Source organism: Paenibacillus sp. FSL W8-1187, from assembly GCF_037965485.1.
GTDB lineage: Bacteria > Bacillota > Bacilli > Paenibacillales > Paenibacillaceae > Paenibacillus_O > Paenibacillus_O pasadenensis.
In genome coordinates this window covers 5,158,912-5,175,283 of sequence record NZ_CP150181.1, presented here as the reverse complement: position 1 = coordinate 5,175,283, position 16,372 = coordinate 5,158,912, and the positions used below count along the sequence as shown (strand labels likewise).

At 65.3% G+C, this 16,372-nt stretch carries 16 protein-coding genes and 1 riboswitch; of the genes, 13 read left to right on the top strand and 3 right to left on the bottom strand.

Translation table 11 applies throughout. The features are described from left to right. Positions 1–88 precede the first annotated feature (88 nt). Together NYE40_RS22370 and trxA are read left to right on the top strand one after the other, a co-directional pair. Entirely contained in the window at positions 89–514 is a 426-nt protein-coding gene (locus NYE40_RS22370) for an Rrf2 family transcriptional regulator (protein WP_028598945.1), read from the top strand. Between the two features lie 67 nt (positions 515–581). After that, entirely contained in the window at positions 582–893 is a 312-nt protein-coding gene (trxA, locus tag NYE40_RS22365) for a thioredoxin (protein WP_028598946.1), read from the top strand. A gap of 166 nt (positions 894–1,059) precedes the next feature. Here trxA and NYE40_RS22360 read toward each other — a convergent pair whose 3' ends face one another. Both NYE40_RS22360 and NYE40_RS22355 read right to left on the bottom strand, forming a co-directional pair. Continuing rightward, positions 1,060–1,593 (bottom strand): DoxX family membrane protein, encoded by a 534-nt coding sequence (locus NYE40_RS22360; protein ID WP_339278977.1) that lies wholly within the window; start codon positions 1,591–1,593, stop codon positions 1,060–1,062. A gap of 281 nt (positions 1,594–1,874) precedes the next feature. Continuing rightward, positions 1,875–3,218: a 5'-deoxyadenosine deaminase gene (locus NYE40_RS22355; RefSeq protein WP_043111314.1), complete on the bottom strand. Its 1,344-nt coding sequence runs from the start codon at positions 3,216–3,218 to the stop codon at positions 1,875–1,877. Between the two features lie 44 nt (positions 3,219–3,262). Next, positions 3,263–3,361, bottom strand: a riboswitch (purine riboswitch). A gap of 166 nt (positions 3,362–3,527) precedes the next feature. Between NYE40_RS22355 and NYE40_RS22350 the strand changes: the two genes are divergently transcribed. From NYE40_RS22350 to NYE40_RS22340, 3 genes are all read left to right on the top strand, one after another. Further along, positions 3,528–3,689, top strand: a complete 162-nt coding sequence (locus tag NYE40_RS22350) for a hypothetical protein (RefSeq protein WP_339278976.1) — start codon at positions 3,528–3,530, stop codon at positions 3,687–3,689. Between the two features lie 167 nt (positions 3,690–3,856). Continuing rightward, positions 3,857–5,122 carry a stalk domain-containing protein gene (locus tag NYE40_RS22345; protein ID WP_028598948.1) on the top strand — a complete coding sequence of 422 codons (1,266 nt, stop codon included), beginning with the start codon at positions 3,857–3,859 and terminating at the stop codon, positions 5,120–5,122. Positions 5,123–5,280: 158 nt separating this feature from the next. Further along, entirely contained in the window at positions 5,281–6,540 is a 1,260-nt protein-coding gene (locus tag NYE40_RS22340; RefSeq protein WP_101807700.1) for a molybdopterin-dependent oxidoreductase, read from the top strand. Between the two features lie 58 nt (positions 6,541–6,598). Here the strand turns inward: NYE40_RS22340 and NYE40_RS22335 are convergent, their stop codons facing one another. Then, entirely contained in the window at positions 6,599–7,336 is a 738-nt protein-coding gene (locus tag NYE40_RS22335; protein ID WP_101807613.1) for a YHYH domain-containing protein, read from the bottom strand. 409 nt (positions 7,337–7,745) lie between these two features. On the opposite strand from NYE40_RS22335, the gene NYE40_RS22330 reads away from it, so the two are divergent. The 8 genes from NYE40_RS22330 (at position 7,746) to NYE40_RS22295 (ending at position 16,354) form a co-directional block, all read left to right on the top strand. Next, the gene (locus tag NYE40_RS22330; protein WP_028598950.1) at positions 7,746–8,759 is read left to right on the top strand and encodes a DUF6612 family protein; all 1,014 of its coding nucleotides are present in this window, start codon (positions 7,746–7,748) and stop codon (positions 8,757–8,759) included. A gap of 108 nt (positions 8,760–8,867) precedes the next feature. Beyond that, entirely contained in the window at positions 8,868–9,089 is a 222-nt protein-coding gene (locus tag NYE40_RS22325; RefSeq protein ID WP_028598951.1) for a hypothetical protein, read from the top strand. Between the two features lie 79 nt (positions 9,090–9,168). Further along, a complete protein-coding gene (gene ychF / locus NYE40_RS22320) occupies positions 9,169–10,269 on the top strand; it encodes a redox-regulated ATPase YchF (RefSeq protein ID WP_028598952.1) in 1,101 nt (366 codons plus the stop codon). A gap of 161 nt (positions 10,270–10,430) precedes the next feature. Beyond that, positions 10,431–11,504 (top strand): peptide chain release factor 1, encoded by a 1,074-nt coding sequence (gene prfA, locus NYE40_RS22315; protein ID WP_028598953.1) that lies wholly within the window; start codon positions 10,431–10,433, stop codon positions 11,502–11,504. A gap of 245 nt (positions 11,505–11,749) precedes the next feature. Then, positions 11,750–12,787: a HemK/PrmC family methyltransferase gene (locus tag NYE40_RS22310; protein WP_339280095.1), complete on the top strand. Its 1,038-nt coding sequence runs from the start codon at positions 11,750–11,752 to the stop codon at positions 12,785–12,787. A gap of 136 nt (positions 12,788–12,923) precedes the next feature. Then, a complete protein-coding gene (gene spoIIR / locus NYE40_RS22305; RefSeq protein WP_084137269.1) occupies positions 12,924–13,700 on the top strand; it encodes a stage II sporulation protein R in 777 nt (258 codons plus the stop codon). A gap of 223 nt (positions 13,701–13,923) precedes the next feature. Continuing rightward, the gene (locus tag NYE40_RS22300) at positions 13,924–15,150 is read left to right on the top strand and encodes an L-threonylcarbamoyladenylate synthase (RefSeq protein ID WP_228551733.1); all 1,227 of its coding nucleotides are present in this window, start codon (positions 13,924–13,926) and stop codon (positions 15,148–15,150) included. A gap of 634 nt (positions 15,151–15,784) precedes the next feature. Beyond that, positions 15,785–16,354: a manganese efflux pump gene (locus tag NYE40_RS22295; RefSeq protein ID WP_101807616.1), complete on the top strand. Its 570-nt coding sequence runs from the start codon at positions 15,785–15,787 to the stop codon at positions 16,352–16,354. Positions 16,355–16,372: the final 18 nt, after the last annotated feature.

Below are 16,372 nucleotides of genomic sequence, written 5' to 3'. Positions count from 1 at the left end.
GCGAGCATGCTAACGGAAAGGGAGGGCCTATTGACAGCCTCAACTGTAACTGGTATTATTACAGTACGAAACGGGGTGGCCGTCTCGCATGAACAGTGAATTCACGATTGCCGTCCACAGCCTCGTCTATCTGGCTTACGTCCCGGAGCGCAGCGCCTCGAGCGAGGCGATCGCCGAGAACGTCTGCACCAATCCGGCGAGGGTCCGCAAGGTGATGGGCTACCTGAAGCGCTGCGGCTACGTGGCGACGAGGGAGGGCTCCGGCGGAGGCTACCGCTTGACGGCGGAGCCGTCGCAAGTGACGCTCAACGACATTTACCAGGCGATCGCGCGCGGCTCGCTCATGCCGAACTGGTGCTCGGGCGATCCCGATTGCGAATGCCTCGTCGGCTCCAACATGCAGGAGGTCATGAACGGCATCTTCTGCGGAGCGGAGCAGCGGCTGGAGAGTTACTTCCAGGGGCTGACGATCGCCGGGGTGCTGGAGCGGATCCATCGCTGCGAAACCTGCTGAGGCTTGGTGAGAGCTGCTGTGGGCGGAGAACCGACTTTATTTTTTCAAATCGAAAGGATGATCGAACATGGCAGTAGCCCTGACGAAAGAAACCTTCAACGAGAGCGTACAGAACGGCGTCGCGCTGGTCGACTTCTGGGCCCCTTGGTGCGGACCTTGCAAAATGCAGCTTCCGATCGTGGAGGAGCTGAGCACGGAGCTGGAAGGAAAGGCGACGATCGCCAAAATCAACGTCGACGAGCAGCCTGAGCTCGCTTCCCAGTTCGGCGTCATGAGCATCCCGACGCTGATCCTGTTCAAGGACGGCCAGCCGGTCGACAAGATGGTCGGCGTGCAGAGCAAGGACGCCCTGAAAAACAAGATCCAAGGCCAGCTGTAAGCATAGCCTGATCGGGCGGATGCATGCCGCTGTGCGACGGCTCCAGCCGAGCTCGGCGGACGGAAGCTCCGCCTGCGATACATCAAGCCCCCGCGGCACGCCTTGAGGCGACCGCGGGGGCTTTTTCGGCTTTTGTCCTAACCCGAGGGCGATACATGCGCCGCGATCAAGGCGCAGGGCCTGACGCTGCGGCGGCCGCCGAACGGGATTTGCCGGGGCGCAGCGCGGCGAGCCTTGGAAGGACGAGCGCGTCGAGTCCGAAGCGCCCGGCGTTGCGTCCGCCCGTGACGAGCAGGAAGCCGATCAGGATCAGCCATGGGTTGAGGCTGAGCGCGCCGGCGAACAGGAACGAGAAGTTCATGACGAGGCCGAAAAACGCCCCCGCCGTCGTGAACAGGCCGAGCAGCAGCGACAGGCCGACGAGCAGCTCCCCCCAGCTGACGAGCAGGCTGAACAGCCCGAGCTGCGGCGATACGAAATGTTTCAGGAACGAGACATAGGTCGGATAAAGCGCCTCGTTCGTGCCGCTGCGCAGGACGGGATTGGCGATCGCATGCCGCACGAAGCCGCCGGCGCTGAACGCTTCGTCCCCGGTCAGCTTGCCCCAGCCGGAGCGCGTCCAGCTCCATCCTGCGTACAAGCGAAGCAGCAGCAGCGCGGCGGCTGCCGCCAGATTCGTTCTCCACCATCGAAATGCCATGAATAGTCCCCTTTCATGATGCGGCTGGCGAGCCGCGTCCATTTCGGCCTTTGAAGGCCGTCACTTCCGAATCCTCACCTCCATGGGCTTCATCGTATCATCGAGGCGCATGGGGAAAGGACGGGGAAAAAGCTCGGATTTCGGGTGCAATTTTATTCATATCGAAGAAGATGAGTGCGAGAAATGTCGAAATTGACTTCATGTATCGCGATATTCGGTCGCGCATGCACAAAAAGGCCCGCCGGAAGGGGCGGGCCTTGTCGTTCCGTTATTCGGTTCCGCTAAGCCTGGATCGGACTGCGCTTCAGCAGCCGCTTGATCGCGCGGTCGGCTTCGTGCAGAGTGACGTCCTTATCGACGGTAAGCATGACGCCGCGATCCATGACGATGCGGCCGTCGACGATCGTCGTCTCTACGTCGGCCCGGGTAGCCGAGTAGACGATGCGCGAGATCGGATCGACGTCGAACGAAGGAAACGTATGGAACTGGTTCAGGTTGAGGATCGCCAGATCGGCCTTTTTGCCGACCTCGAGGCTGCCGATCTCGTCCGCCATGCCGACGGCGCGCGCGCCGCCGATCGTCGCCATGCGGAACACGCTGCGCGCGTCCATCGCCGTCGGGCCGTGGCGCGGCTTGTGGATGAGGGCGGCGAGGCGCATCTCGTTGAACATGTCGAGGTTGTTGTTGCACGGAGCGCCGTCGGCGCCGAGGCTGACGCTGATGCTCGTGTCGATCATCTCCGGCACGTCCGCGAAGCCGGAGGCGAGCTTCATGTTGGAGCCCGGGCAGTGGCTCACATGCACGCCGCGCTCGCGGATGATGCGCTTCTCGTTGTCGTCGAGCCAGATGCAGTGCGCCAGGATGAGGCGGTCCGTCGCGAGTCCGATGTGGTCGAGATAGGCGATGTTGCGCATGCCGGTCATCTGCTCGACGAGCTCGATCTCGCCCTGGTTCTCCGAGGCGTGCGTATGCACGTTGACCTGATACTGGTCCGACAGGCGGGCGACCTCGCGCAGCAGCTCGTCGGTGCAGCTGATGACGAAGCGCGGCGAAAAGGCGTAGCGGATGCGGCCGTTGTCGTGGCCATGCCATTTTTCCAGCAGGTCGACGCTCTCCTGCAGCGACGCTTCCGTCTCCTCCTGCAGCGGCAGCGGGATGTCAGCGCCCTTGCGGTCCATCATCACCTTGCCGGAGAGGGCGCGGATGCCGCTCTTCGCGATCGCCTGGAACGCCGAGTCCGTATGATGGACCGTCTCCATGTCGACGATCGTCGTCGTGCCGCTCTGCAGCAGCTCGCCGAGCCCCAGCATCGCCGAATAGTAGATGGATTCCTCGTCATGCGCCGCCTCGAGCGGCCAGATGCGCTTGCGCAGCCAGTCGAGCAGCTCGAGGTCGTCGCCTTTGCCGCGGAACAGCGTCTGGCATAGATGGATATGCGTCTGGATGAAGCCGGGGATGACGACGCGGCCGCTCGCGTCGATGACGCGGTCCGCCTGGGACGGATCGAGGCTCGGACCGATCGCCGCGATGCGGTCGCCCTGGATGAGCAGGTCGCCGTGCATAATCTCCTCGGTGCGGTTCATCGTCACGATCTGAGCGTTCTGAATTAGGATCGTTGGGGACATAGCAGCTACCACTCCTTGGTCAAAAAAAATAGCCGCGAAAAATACGCCGAGGGCCTATTTTTCGTAGCTAGAAATTTACGGTTTCCGGTAGAGACCCTGAGCCCCATTGCTCAGGATATACGAAAGGATGCGCATTTATGCGGTTGTGGAACCAGAATACTTCATCGGCCGCTGGACTGTCAAGGGAGTGTGAGGTAAGCTGACGCCGCTCCGCGGCCGCTCGCCGATCTTTTTCCAGCTTCATGAACGGCCGATCCGGTTAAAGACGATCAACAACCAAAATCGACTCCAGACAGGGGGAATCGCTCCATGCCGTTTCTGGCCGTTCTGCTCATTCTCGTCGGACTGTTCTTCGGCATCGGCGGGCTGTTCGACTTGTTCGTCGGCACGCTGAAGCTCGTCTTTTATGTCATCGCGATCCTGTTCCTCGGCGGCGGCATCATGATGCTGCTGCGCAAAATCCGCAGCTGATCCCGGGCCGTCCCCTGCAGCGGGACAGGCGGACAGAGAGCTTTCTTCGCCGCATGAGACGGCGAGGGAGGCTTTTTTTCGTTTCCAGGACGATCCAATCTATCCATCTCTAAATCCGCGATGATAGAATAGGAGGGAAGATGGTAGACGAGAGGAGCCGATCCTAGATGAATAGCAAGAGACAAGCCGCTTGGGCGGCGAAGCTGGGCCTCGCGGCCCTGCTGCTGGCCGCTCCCGGCGTCGCCGGAGCCGCCGCGGCGTCGGCCGCGCCGCCGGCTGCTGCCGCGGAGTTCCAGCTGGTGGCGCTGGGAGATTCCATTACGGCCGGATTCGAGCCGAACGTCGATTATGCGAAGCAGCAGCCGTACGGCTATGCGGACCGCCTGTACGAGCAGTCGCTGCTTCACGGCCGCGCTTCGTTGGCCAACTACGGCCTGGTCGGCTTGAAGTCGGAAGGGCTGAAAGCGTTCGCCCAAGCGGTGGCCGCAGGCCAGCCGATCGCCGGAGAGGCGATCCAGAGCGGGCTGCCGGACTATCGCGCGGACGAGTTCGGACAGAAGGCGTCCGAGATCCGGGCCGAGCTGGCCGGCGCCGACGCGGTCGCGGTGACGATCGGCGGCAACGACGTCTCCTCGCTGCTGAACGATGCCGCCTCGATGACGGATGAGGCGCTCGAGGCCAAGGTCGCCGAGCTGCTGGGACAGTACAGCCTCAACGTCTCGGCTTCGATCGACGCGCTGCTGTCGGTCAACCCGTCGCTGCGCCTCTACATCGCGGATCAATACCAGCCGGTGCCGATGCTGGCGGGCAAGGATCTGTACGCCAAGCTGAACAAGGCGACGGCCGCGTTCACGGCCAACCTCGACGCGCTGGCCGCCGGCTACAAGGCCAAGGGCGCGAATGTGACGGCGGTGCATGTCGCGGACGACTTCGCCGGCCGCGAAGGCATGCTTACGCATATGGTGTCCGCGCGCGACTTCCATCCGACGCAGGCGGGCTACGCCGTCATCGCCGGGGAGTTCGGCCGCGCGGTGTGGGGCTCCTATACGGAGCTTGCCGCTCCGGCAGCCGGCTCGCCGATGAGCATCTACGTCTCCGGCAAGGCGCTGAACACGCCGTACAAGCCGGTGCTCAAGCAAAGCGTCAACTATGTCGCCATCCAGGACATCGTGAACGCCGTCGGCGCGACGACGGCATGGGATGCCAAGACGTCGACCGCCAACATCAAGTACGGCTCCCGCACGGTCGGCGTGAAGATCGGATCGCCGACGGTGACCGTGGACGGCGCGCCGGTCAAGGTAAGCTCTCCGGCCTACATGCAGAAGGTCGGCGCCGAAGGCAAGACCTATGTGCCGCTGGCGACCGTCGCCCAGGGACTCGGCTTCTCGGTCGTCTACAGCCCGAAGCTGAAGACGGTGTTCATCAATCCTTAAGCGGCGGATCGCCATGATCGCCGGAACGTGAAGTCCGCCCCGCTTTTCCTGGCTGAAGGAGAGGAGGGGCGGACTTTTTGGCCGTCCTGATCCGATTCATGCCGTCCGTCGTTGTCCATCAGGAAGAGAAGCTTGCCGAAAGAAAGGGGTGCAGCAAAATGCGCGGACGCGTAAAGGGGATGCTCGCGGCATGGCGACGGCGGCATGGGCGGAAGCTCGCCTGGCTCCATTCGTGGAACGGCTGGCTCGTGCTGCTGCTCGCGCTGTCGGGCTTGATGCTGCTTGGAGGCTGGTGGAGGGGCGTGCTCGGCGAGGGCCGGGTCTGGCTCAAGGGAGCCCATATCGGACTTGGACTCGCGCTGCTGCTGCCGATCACCGGCTACATCCTGCTGCTGCCGAAGCACTGGAGGCAGCTGCGCGGCAAGCCGGGGCAGCGGGCCAACGTCGCGCTCGTGCTGGCGCTGCTCGCCGGCTGGATCGGATCCGGCCTCGCGCTGTGGGCGCATCGCCTGCTCGGTCCGGGCTGGGCCAATCCCGCCCTGCTCGTCCATGACGCGCTCACCTGGATCGGCCTGCCGTACATCGCGTACCATTCCATCACGCGGCTCAAGTGGCTCAAGGAGCCGGCCCGCCGCACGGTGAAGCCGCCCGAGAGCAGCTCGGCCGGCCGCGGCGGGCTGCATCCGGCCGCCGCGCCATCGCCGCTGCTGACCCGGCGGGCCTTCCTGCGCGCGGCGATCGGCGCGGGACTGGCCGTCGCCGCAGGGCCGTCGTTCCTGCAATGGGCCGGCCGCGCGCTCGGCTCCATGGGCGGCAGCTCGGCGGGCGAGCTTGCCCGGCAAGACGGCAATCGGCTGCTGCCGGCGCCGGAGCCGCAGCCGGGCTCGATTCCTTTGCCCGGAGGCGGGGCGAAGGGGACTTTCCGCGTCTATACCGTGACGCCGCTGCCGACGTTCACCAACGCGGACTGGTCGTTCCGCATCGACGGCCTCGTCGACCGGCCGGAGAGCTGGACATGGGAGCAGTTCGTGCGGCTGCCGCGCGACGTGCAGGTCAGCGACTTCCACTGCGTGACGGGCTGGTCGGTCTACTCCAACACCTGGGAAGGCATCCCGCTGCGGAGGCTGCTGGAGCAGGCGGGCGTGCGGAGCGGAGCGCGGACGGTGAAGCTCTACTCCGGCGACGGCGTCTACACCGACTCGCTGACGCTGGAGCAGGCGATGGAGGAGGACGTGCTCGTCGCCGTGCTGCATGACGGACAGGCGATCCCGAGCCCGCTCGGCGGCCCCGTGCGGCTCGTCGTGCCGCGCATGTACGCCTACAAGTCGGTCAAATGGCTGAGCCGGATCGAGCTCATCTCCGGCGAGCATACCGGCTACTGGGAGGAGCGCGGCTACAGCAAGGACGCCTGGGTGTGAAAAAAGCCTTCCCGAAGGGAAGGCTCGATGCGCGAAGAATGAGGGCTCTTCGAGGAGGTCAGCGCTTCGTGGAAAGCTCGATGCTCCGGCTGTCCGCGGAAACAATGGATGCCCCGGCCATGCCGGCTGCGTAACGCAGGGGAACGTAATAAGCCCCTTCGATTTGAATGGCCTTGAATCCGGAGAACCCCGCGCTTCCGTTGATTTTCCGCGTTTGCGCTTCAATCTCGAACGCGGTCTTCTTCTGCTTGACGACAGACACTTTGGTCTTGGCGACGTCGAGGCTGAACCCGAAGAGGCGGGAGAAGTCCCTCAGCGAAATATAATTCGTCTGCTGGAGGCTGACGATGCCTTTGTCCAGGGCGGCGAGTTTTTCGTCTACATAAAGCGAAAGGGAGGTCTCTTCATATTTGGCGCCGCTGTCCGTCGATTTCCGGCAGTCCCAAATCCGTTCATAGTACCGATACTGCGACGAGCTTCCGGTCAGCACATCGCTTACTTTCGTGCAATGAGCCTGAGGCTTGGCTTCATTCGCGATTACGCTCCGGACCGTCGTGGACTTTTTGGAGGATGCCGCGGTCGAAGAGGATGTGGACTCGCTGGACGAACTGCTGGACGACCCGCCGCCGTTATGATAGTGATAGCCGGTGCACAAGCCCTTTCGGATCGATTTCTCGGAGCAGTTGTGCCCTCCGCTGCTGTCGGTTCTCCCGGAGTGAGCGGAAGCGGACAACGGCAGGGACAACAGGGAGAGGAGCAGGATGATCACGACCGCCGGCCGATGGAGCTTTTTCATATCAAGACCCCTTTTCTATCGTTTTCAACTCCATCATAGATGATCCATCCTAAATATGGAATGCATAGAAAAACAGCGGCTCTCCGGTCTGGAGCCGCCGCTGTTTCATCGCTTGCGCCGAGGCGGACGGACGGGGGAATCCTCAGTCCGTCTTCTTCTTTTTCTTGCCGGTGAAGTTGGTCACGGACTTGACATCCTCCACGACATCGTTGACGAATTCCATACTTTGGTTCTTTGCATGCATGGAGGCCGTTCCTTTATAGTTACCTTGATGAGTCTTGTTCTCCATCGCTGTTCACCTCCCCTGCCGGTAGTATGGTTCGGCGGGAGGGCGAAGATGCAGGCGCGGCCGCACGGCCCGTTGCCGGACAGGCTTGGAGCAGGCTTCATCAGGAAAGGAGAGTGCAGCATGAATCCGACCCCGATTCCATTCCGCAAGGAACAACCACATACCGCGTCGGCCGCTCGCCCAGAGGCGGGTCCGCTGCGCCGGACCGCGCTCGCCGCCGGGCTGCTCGCCCTGCTGCTCGCGGCAGGCTGCTCGAACGCAGGCGGAGACGGAGCGGCCACGCCGCAGCCGGCCACGCCGAAGCAAGCCGCCTCGGCGCCCGCCGAGGAAGGCGCGCCGAGCGCCGAGCAGGTGCTCGGCCGCGCCGCAGAGACGATGGCGGACACGAAGAGCCTCGAGCTGTCCATGGAGCTCAAGCAGGACATGGAGACGGACGGCCAGACGACGTCCATGTCGATGACCAACGAGGGGCGCATCATCGTGCAGCCGCTCGCCCTCATGCAGAAGACGGTGAACGACTACATGGGCGAGTCGTCGACGCTCGATTCCTACCTGACCGACAGCGGCTATTATATGTACGATTATTCCAACGAAGCGTGGAGCCGCATGCTGGCGGACGAGGTGCCCAAGATCAAGGCGACGCTGTCCGATTTCCAGATCGCCCCGGCCAAGGAGATCGAGAAGATCGCCGAGCATGCCGCCGCGTTCCGCAGCGGACTCGAGAACGGCGAGCAGGTGCTCGTCTACGCGGGCAGCGGCAGCGACGAGGCGGCCGAGGCGCTCGTGCGCGACCTGCTGCGCAGCACGATGGGACTCGACGACATGGAGGCGCGCGTGCGGGATTCCATCCAAGTGAACGCGCTCGATTACCGCCTCCGCTTCGACGAGGCGACGGGACGGCTGACCCGGCTGGAAGCGACGGCCGACGTCTCGATCGAGTACGATCCGGGCAACCCTTCCCGGCTGAGCCAGACGTTCACGCTCGGCTACAGCGGCTGGAACGAGGCCGAGCCGGTCGTCGTGCCGGATGAAGCCAAAGACGCGCCCGAGGTGATGCCGGCCGACCAAGGACTGCTGGACGCTCTCGGCGAGGATGGACTGGAGGAGCTGGAAGGGCTGCAGGAGCAGCCGTAAGGCCAGGCGAGGCCGCCAGAAATTCCCTTTGCATAAGAACGTACATTCGGGTATATAATCAATATACGAATGTATGTTCTTTTTTGATCGCGAAGGGAGCGGCCCGCAATGAATCTGCGCAAATGGATCGGACGCGACGTGGAATTGATCTATGCCGACGCGGACGGACGGCTGACGCGCCGCCTCGTGAGGCTGGCGCGGGTGGAGGCCGACTACGTCTACGGCTTCGACCGGGAGAAGCGTCTCCCGCGCACGTTCCGGCTGGACGGCATCCTCGCGGCGCAGCCGGCAGACGGCCCCGGCGGCCGGGCCGGGAGGCGGCTCGGCTGAGCGCTTTCCTTTATCATTGCGCCCGCGTCATGTATAATGGCACCTAGATGATTCAGAGAATGTGAAGGAGTTGTTCCCATTGGCGCTCTCATGCGGCATCGTCGGTCTCCCGAACGTCGGGAAGTCGACGCTTTTCAATGCAATCACCCAGGCGGGAGCCGAGTCCGCCAACTATCCGTTTTGTACGATCGACCCCAACGTCGGCGTCGTGGAAGTGCCCGACGAGCGTCTCGATAAATTGACCGAGCTGGTCGTGCCCAAGCAGACCGTGCCGACCGCCTTCGAGTTCGTCGACATCGCGGGCCTCGTGGCCGGCGCGAGCAAGGGCGAGGGACTGGGCAACAAGTTCCTCGCGCATATCCGCGAGGTGGACGCGATCGTCCACGTCGTGCGCTGCTTCCAGGACGAGAACATCACCCATGTCTCCGGCAAGGTCGATCCGCTGGGCGACATCCAGACGATCAACCTCGAGCTGATCCTCGCGGACATCGACTCCGTCGACCGCCGCATCGACCGCTCGCGCAAGAACATGAAGGGCGGCAACAAGCAGTACGCCCAGGAGGTCGAGGTGCTCGAGCGCCTCAAGGCGGCGCTTTACGAGGACCGCGCGGCGCGCAGCGTCGAGCTGACCGAGGAGGAGCGCGTGCTCGTGCGCGACCTGCATCTGCTGACGATGAAGCCGGTGCTGTACGCGGCCAACGTGAGCGAGGAAGAGGTGGCGGACGCCGAGGGCAACCCGTACGTCAAGCTCGTGCGCGAGTTCGCCGCGGCCGAGAACGCCGAGGTCGTGCCGATCAGCGCCAAGGTCGAGGCGGAGATCGCCGAGCTCGAGGGCGAGGACAAGGCGATGTTCCTCGAGGAGCTCGGCATGCAGGAGTCGGGCTTGAACCGCCTCATCCGCAGCGCGTACAAGCTGCTCGGCCTGTACACGTACTTCACGGCCGGCGTGCAGGAAGTGCGCGCCTGGACGATCCGCAAGGGCATGAAGGCGCCGCAGGCGGCCGGCGTCATCCACACCGACTTCGAGCGCGGCTTCATCCGCGCCGAGGTCGTCGCCTACGACGACCTGGTCGCCGCAGGCTCCATGAACGTCGCCCGCGAGCGCGGCCAGCTGCGCCTCGAGGGCAAGGAGTATGTCGTGCAGGACGGCGACGTCATGCACTTCCGCTTCAACGTCTAGGACGGCCGGGCGCCGGACGAGACTCGGCCTCGCTGGAGCCCCGGCTCCCGCGGGGCTTTTCGCATGACCGTTTATGTTCTCCCGTCATATATGGTATAATGAAGGGCAAGGCATTTATCCAAGAACCTACGATACGCAATCCCATACAGAGGTGAAGTCTGGTGTTGGACCGATTACAAGCGCTGGCCGACCGATACGACAAGCTGAGCGAGCTGCTGTGCGATCCGGATGTATCCAGCGATCCTAAGCGGCTGCGCGATCTTTCCAAGGAGCAGTCGGATCTGCAGGGCGCATACGACGCCTATACGGAATACAAGCAAGTGCATGCCCAGTACGAGGACGCCAAGGCGATGCAGGCGGAGAAGCTCGACGACGAGATGCGCGAGATGGTCAAGATGGAGCTCGAGGAGCTCGGCGCGCGCCTCGAGCAGCTTGCCGAGGAAGTGCGCGTCCTGCTGCTGCCCAAGGATCCCAACGACGACAAAAACGTCATCGTCGAGATCCGCGGCGCGGCCGGCGGCGACGAGGCGGCGCTGTTCGCGTCGGATCTGTACCGCATGTACACCCGCTTCTCGGAATCCCAGGGCTGGCGCGTCGAGCTGATGGACGCGAGCGAGAGCGATCTCGGCGGCTTCAAGGAAGTCATCTTCAAGATTTCCGGCAAGGGCGCCTACAGCAAGCTCAAGTTCGAGAGCGGCGCGCATCGCGTGCAGCGCATTCCGGTAACGGAGTCCGGGGGGCGCATCCATACGTCGACATCGACGGTGGCGGTCATGCCGGAGGTCGAGGAGGTCGAGGTCGAGATTCTCGACAAGGACATCCGCGTCGACACGTTCTGCTCGAGCGGCGCGGGCGGCCAGTCCGTCAACACGACCAAGTCGGCCGTGCGTGTGACGCATGTGCCGACCGGCATCGTGGCGACCTGCCAGGACGGCAAGTCGCAGAACGAGAACAAGGCCAAGGCGCTGCAGGTGCTGCGCGCCCGCATCTACGACATCCATCGCCAGGAAGAAGAGGCGAAGATCGCCGGCGAGCGCAAGAGCAAGGTCGGCACGGGCGACCGCAGCGAGCGCATCCGCACGTACAACTTCCCGCAGAGCCGGGTGACGGACCATCGCATCGGCCTGACGTTGCATCGCCTCGACTCCGTGATGAACGGCGACATGACGGAGATCATCAACTCGCTGTCGGTGGCGGAGCAGGCGGAGCTGCTGGAGAAGGAAAACCTCGCCTGATCGAAGCCGCCCGGAGCATCTGACGGCGCAGGCCGGCGGCGATGATCCGAGCAGGCGCGCAAGCGAAGCAAAAAGCTTCTCCCGTCCGGGAGGGGCTTTTTTGCGATCAGGACTCCTCGCTCGAGCGTTCGGGCGGAACGGAGCCGGAGTCGAATTCTAAAGGACAAGGGAAACGGAAAGGGGCGGCGGGCATGGAGCATCGGGAGCTGAAGGACGCAGCGGAGGGCGCTGCGCTTCGGGAGGAGATGGAGTCAGCCAGGGAATACCGGCTGCCTGCGGCAGCGACGATCGCCGAGGCGAAGCGCCATGCGGCGGGCTATTTGGCGGAGCGCGGCGTGGACGAGCCGGAGGACAATGTCTCGCTGCTGCTGCAGCATGTGCTCGGCCGCAGCCGGACCGAGCTGATGCTCGGGGCGCGCGAGCCTTTCCCGGCGGACCGGGAAGCGGCGTGGACCGACGCGATCCGGCGCAAGGGCCGAGGGGAGCCGGCGCAGTATATCGCCGGCGAGCAGTGGTTCTACGGGCGGGCGTTCGCCGTGTCGTCGGCCGTGCTCATCCCGCGGCCGGAGACGGAGCTGCTCGTCGAGGCGGTGCTGCAGGCGGCCGACCGGCTGTGGCCGGAGGCGAAGGGCTCTGCCCGTGCGGCGGAGCATCCGCCGGCTTCGGGGCAAAACGGCGCTGCGGCCGGGACTGGCGGCGAGGCGGGGAGCGCCGCTCATGGCGCGGCCCGCGCCGTGCCGCCCGCCGGGCCGATCGCGCTGGACGTCGGTACCGGCAGCGGCGCGATCGCGCTGACGCTGGCGTCCGAGCGTCCGGGCTGGCAGGTGTACGCCTCCGACCTGTCGGCGGCGGCGCTGGCTGTCGCCCGCGCCAATGCAGAGAGGCTCGGAGCTCCGGCGCGAGGCTTCGCGGAAGGCGATCTGCTCGCCCCTGTCCTCCCGGGCAGCGGCTCGCCGTTCGAGGGGCTGGCGGTCGACATCCTCGTGTCCAATCCGCCCTATATTCCGGCTGCGGACCTGGCCGGGCTGCAGCCGGAGGTGCGGGACTACGAGCCGCGCCTCGCGCTGGACGGCGGAGCGGACGGGCTGGACCCGTACCGCCGGATGGCGGAGCAGCTGCGCGGCATGGCGTCTCTTCCGCGCATCGTCGCCTTCGAGCTCGGCATCGGCCAGTCCCGGCAAGTCGCCGGCCTGCTGGAGGCGTTCGGCTGGTGGGACGACATCCGGATCGTGACCGACTACGGCGGCATCGAGCGCCATGTCGTGGCGGCGCGCACCCGCTAGCCTGGGAGCCGGGCCGGACTCGAATCTCTTTTTCAATCTGCTAGTTTAAAAGAATCGCGGGCGGACATACTGAAGGTAGAAAGCGTTCCGGAACGCAAGCGGCGGTGCCGACGGGTGCCCGAGAGGAGCTTGTGTCATGCTTGGATCATCCCTTTCCTATTCTTCCGTATCCCGCACTTCTTCCTATTCTTCCGTCCGCCGCCCTTATGCCGCTGCGCCGCATGCGTACCGCTTCCCGTTCCGCCTCTCTCACCTGTACCTGCTCGTCAGCCTGGCCGTGCTGCTCATGAGCTGGGAGTCCGTGCGGGAAAACGCGGCGATCGCGCCGGGCGGAATTCCGAACGAGGCGATCCGCCTCCGCATCCTCGCGAATTCGGATTCGGCGGTCGACCAGGCCGTCAAGCGCGCTGTCCGCGACGCGGTCGTCGCCGAGATGAACGGCTGGGCCGCCGGCCCGCAGACGATCGAGCAAGCCCGCGCGGCGCTCCAGGCCCGCATGGGCGACATCGAAGCGGTCGTAGCCCGCAAGCTGCAGGCGCGCGGCTTCGACTATGGCTTCAAGGCCGAGCTCGGCCTTGCGGAATTCCCGACCAAGATCTACGGGGAAAAGGTGTATCCCGCCGGGGACTATGAAGCGCTGCGGATTACGCTCGGCGCAGGCGACGGTCAGAACTGGTGGTGCGTGCTGTTCCCGCCGCTCTGCTTTGTCGACTCGGACTCCGGCGAGGCCGTGCCGAAGGCGGAAGCGGCCGCCGCCAAGGGCGGTGCCGTGCAGGCGAGCGCATCCGTACAGGATGGAGCCAAGACGACGGCAGCGGCCCCGGCGGAGCCGGGCGAGGCTCCGCAAGCGAAGTTTTTCGTATGGGAGCTGCTGGAGTCTCTGTTCGCCTTCCTGCGCGGCTTGTTCGCCTAAAGGAAAATGAGGTCGGGCGCCGCGGTCGCGGAGTCCGGCCTTTTCGGTTCCGGTTCCGAGCGCAGCGTCGGCCGATCGTCGTTTTTCCGCTGCGGATCGCGAAGCGCTGCCTTGGTTTTCGCTTGCCGCGGCCCTCGCCGCTGCAGGGGCGAGCTTGGACGGAGCCGGCGATGAAGGGTATACTGGTACCATGCAAAATGCAGCGGATGGATGGGATGATCGCATGTCTGACAAGCTTCACGAAACGAACCGGCCGACGAAGCGCTGGCCCTCTGCGGAGGGCGGGGCGCTGACGGAGGCCGAGCTGAACGAGGCGGCCGCGCTGCTGGCTGCCGGGGAGACGGTCGCCTTTCCGACCGAGACGGTATACGGGCTGGGAGCCGACGCGCGCAGCACCGAGGCGGTCGAGCAGGTGTTCCGGGCCAAGGGGCGTCCGTCCGACAATCCGCTCATCGTGCATATCGCCGGGATGGAGCAGCTGCGCGGGCTCGTCCGGCCGCTCGGCGAGGCGGAGCGCCGGCTGGCGGAGCGGTTTTGGCCGGGACCGCTCACGCTCGTCCTGCGCGCCGTGCCCGGCGCCGTATCTCCGCGCGTGACCGCAGGGCTGGATACGGTCGCCGTGCGCATGCCGGACCATGAGGTGGCGCTGCGGCTCATCCGCGCGGCCGGCTGTCCGGTAGCGGCCCCGAGCGCGAACCGCTCGGGGCGTCCGAGCCCGACGGCCGCGCAGCATGTGCAGGAAGACCTCGGCGGCCGCATCGCCGGCATCGTGGACGGCGGGCCGACGGGCGTCGGCTTGGAGTCGACCGTCGTCGAATGCGCCGGTCCGGACTCGGTCCGCATCTTGCGGCCGGGCGGAGTGACGCCGGAGCAGCTGCGGGCCGCGGGCTTCAAGGTGCTGCTGGAGGCGGACGGCGCGGGCGGGCACGCCGATCCGGCGCAAGCGTTTGAGGAAGGGATGGGCTCAAGCCCTGGCGGCGCTTCTGGAGAAGGCGCGCTTGCCAGGGATGCTGCCGCAAAGCTTGCCGAGGCGCCGCCGACCGCTCCGGCCTCCGCAGCGGCCGCGCCTGCCGCCGCCCCGCGTTCGCCCGGCATGAAGTACGCGCACTACGCTCCGCGCGGCGAGATGCGGCTGATCGCCGGCGATCGCGAGCGGGTGCGCGCGGCCGTCCAGGCTGCGGCCGACGAGGCTCGCGGCCGGGGGCGGCGCGTCGGCATCCTCGCTTACGAGGAGACGGCGGCGGCCTATCGGGCCGACATCGTGCTCGCCTGCGGCTCGCTGGCGGCGCCGGAGACGGCGGCGCAGTCGCTGTACGCCGTGCTGCGCGAGTTCGACGAGCGAGGCGCGGAGGTCATCTGGGCAGAGGGCTGCCCGACGGACGGCATCGGCCTCGCGCTGATGAATCGATTATCTAAGGCTGCGGGGGGCAGAGTCGAGCATATCGACTGACGTCCCGCAGCCAGCCGGAGGCGAAGAAAGGCTGCGGGGGGCAGGGTCGAGCATATCGACTGACGTCCCGCAGCCAGCCGGAGGCGGAGAAGGGCTGCGGGGGGCAGGGTCGAGCACATCGACTGACGTCCCGCAGCCAGCCGGAGGCGAAGAAAGGCTGCGGGGGGCAGAGTCGAGCATATCGACTGACGTCCCGCAGCCAGCCGGAGGCGGAGAAGGGCTGAGGGTGGCAGGGTCGAGCATATCGACTGACGTCGCGCAGCCAGCGGAAGGCGAGCAGGAGCGGAGGGGACGGAATCCTCTTGGAGAAGCGCCAGCGGTTCCCTTGAAGGCCGGGTTCCTTCCATATTGGAAAGGAAGATCAAAGGAACCTGGGCTTCAGCGGAATCGGAAAGAGGATCCGTCCGCGGAGCGGCGTTTGCGTAAGTCCTCCGGCACACGTCTACATAGCGGCGTTTGCGTAAGTCCTCCGGCACTCGTCTACATAGCGGCGTAACTCCTCAGCAACACGCCCCTACGCCACCGCCCCTGCGCCACCGCCTCTACGCGAACGCAGGCCAAGCCAATCATATTCCGTTCCCTTGTCCGCATAGGCTGGATAGAACAAGCCATCGGACAAGGGGAGATCGAGACCATGTTGGAAGCTACTCTGCACGAAGGACAGCTGCTCACGCTCCTGATCATGGCGCTCGCGCTCGGAATGGACGCGTTCTCGCTCGGAGTCGGCATCGGCATGCGGGGCATCCGCCTGCTGGACATCCTCAAGCTGAGCGCGGTCATCGGACTGTTCCACGTCCTCATGCCGCTCGTCGGCATCGCGGCGGGACAATACATGAGCCTGCTGCTCGGCCATGTCGCGACGCTGGTCGCCGGGCTGCTGCTCCTTCTGCTGGGGGGGCATATGCTGTTCGTATCGCTGCGCGGCGGGGAGGAGCTCGGTCCCTCCTTCGCCGACCACCGCACGACGGGCGGCCTGCTGCTGTTCGCGCTCAGCGTGAGCGTGGATTCGTTCTCCGTCGGCATCTCGCTCGGCATGTTCGCCGCCGACGCGCTGCTGACGATATTGCTGTTCGGCCTCGCCGGCGGACTGATGTCCGTGCTCGGCCTGCTGGCCGGTCGGCGCATCGGCCGCAGCCTCGGCAGCTATGGAGAGGCTGCGGGCGGCGCCATCTTAATGACCTTCGGCATTCTCTTCCTGCTCTAGGGGGGGGCCGGGGCAAAA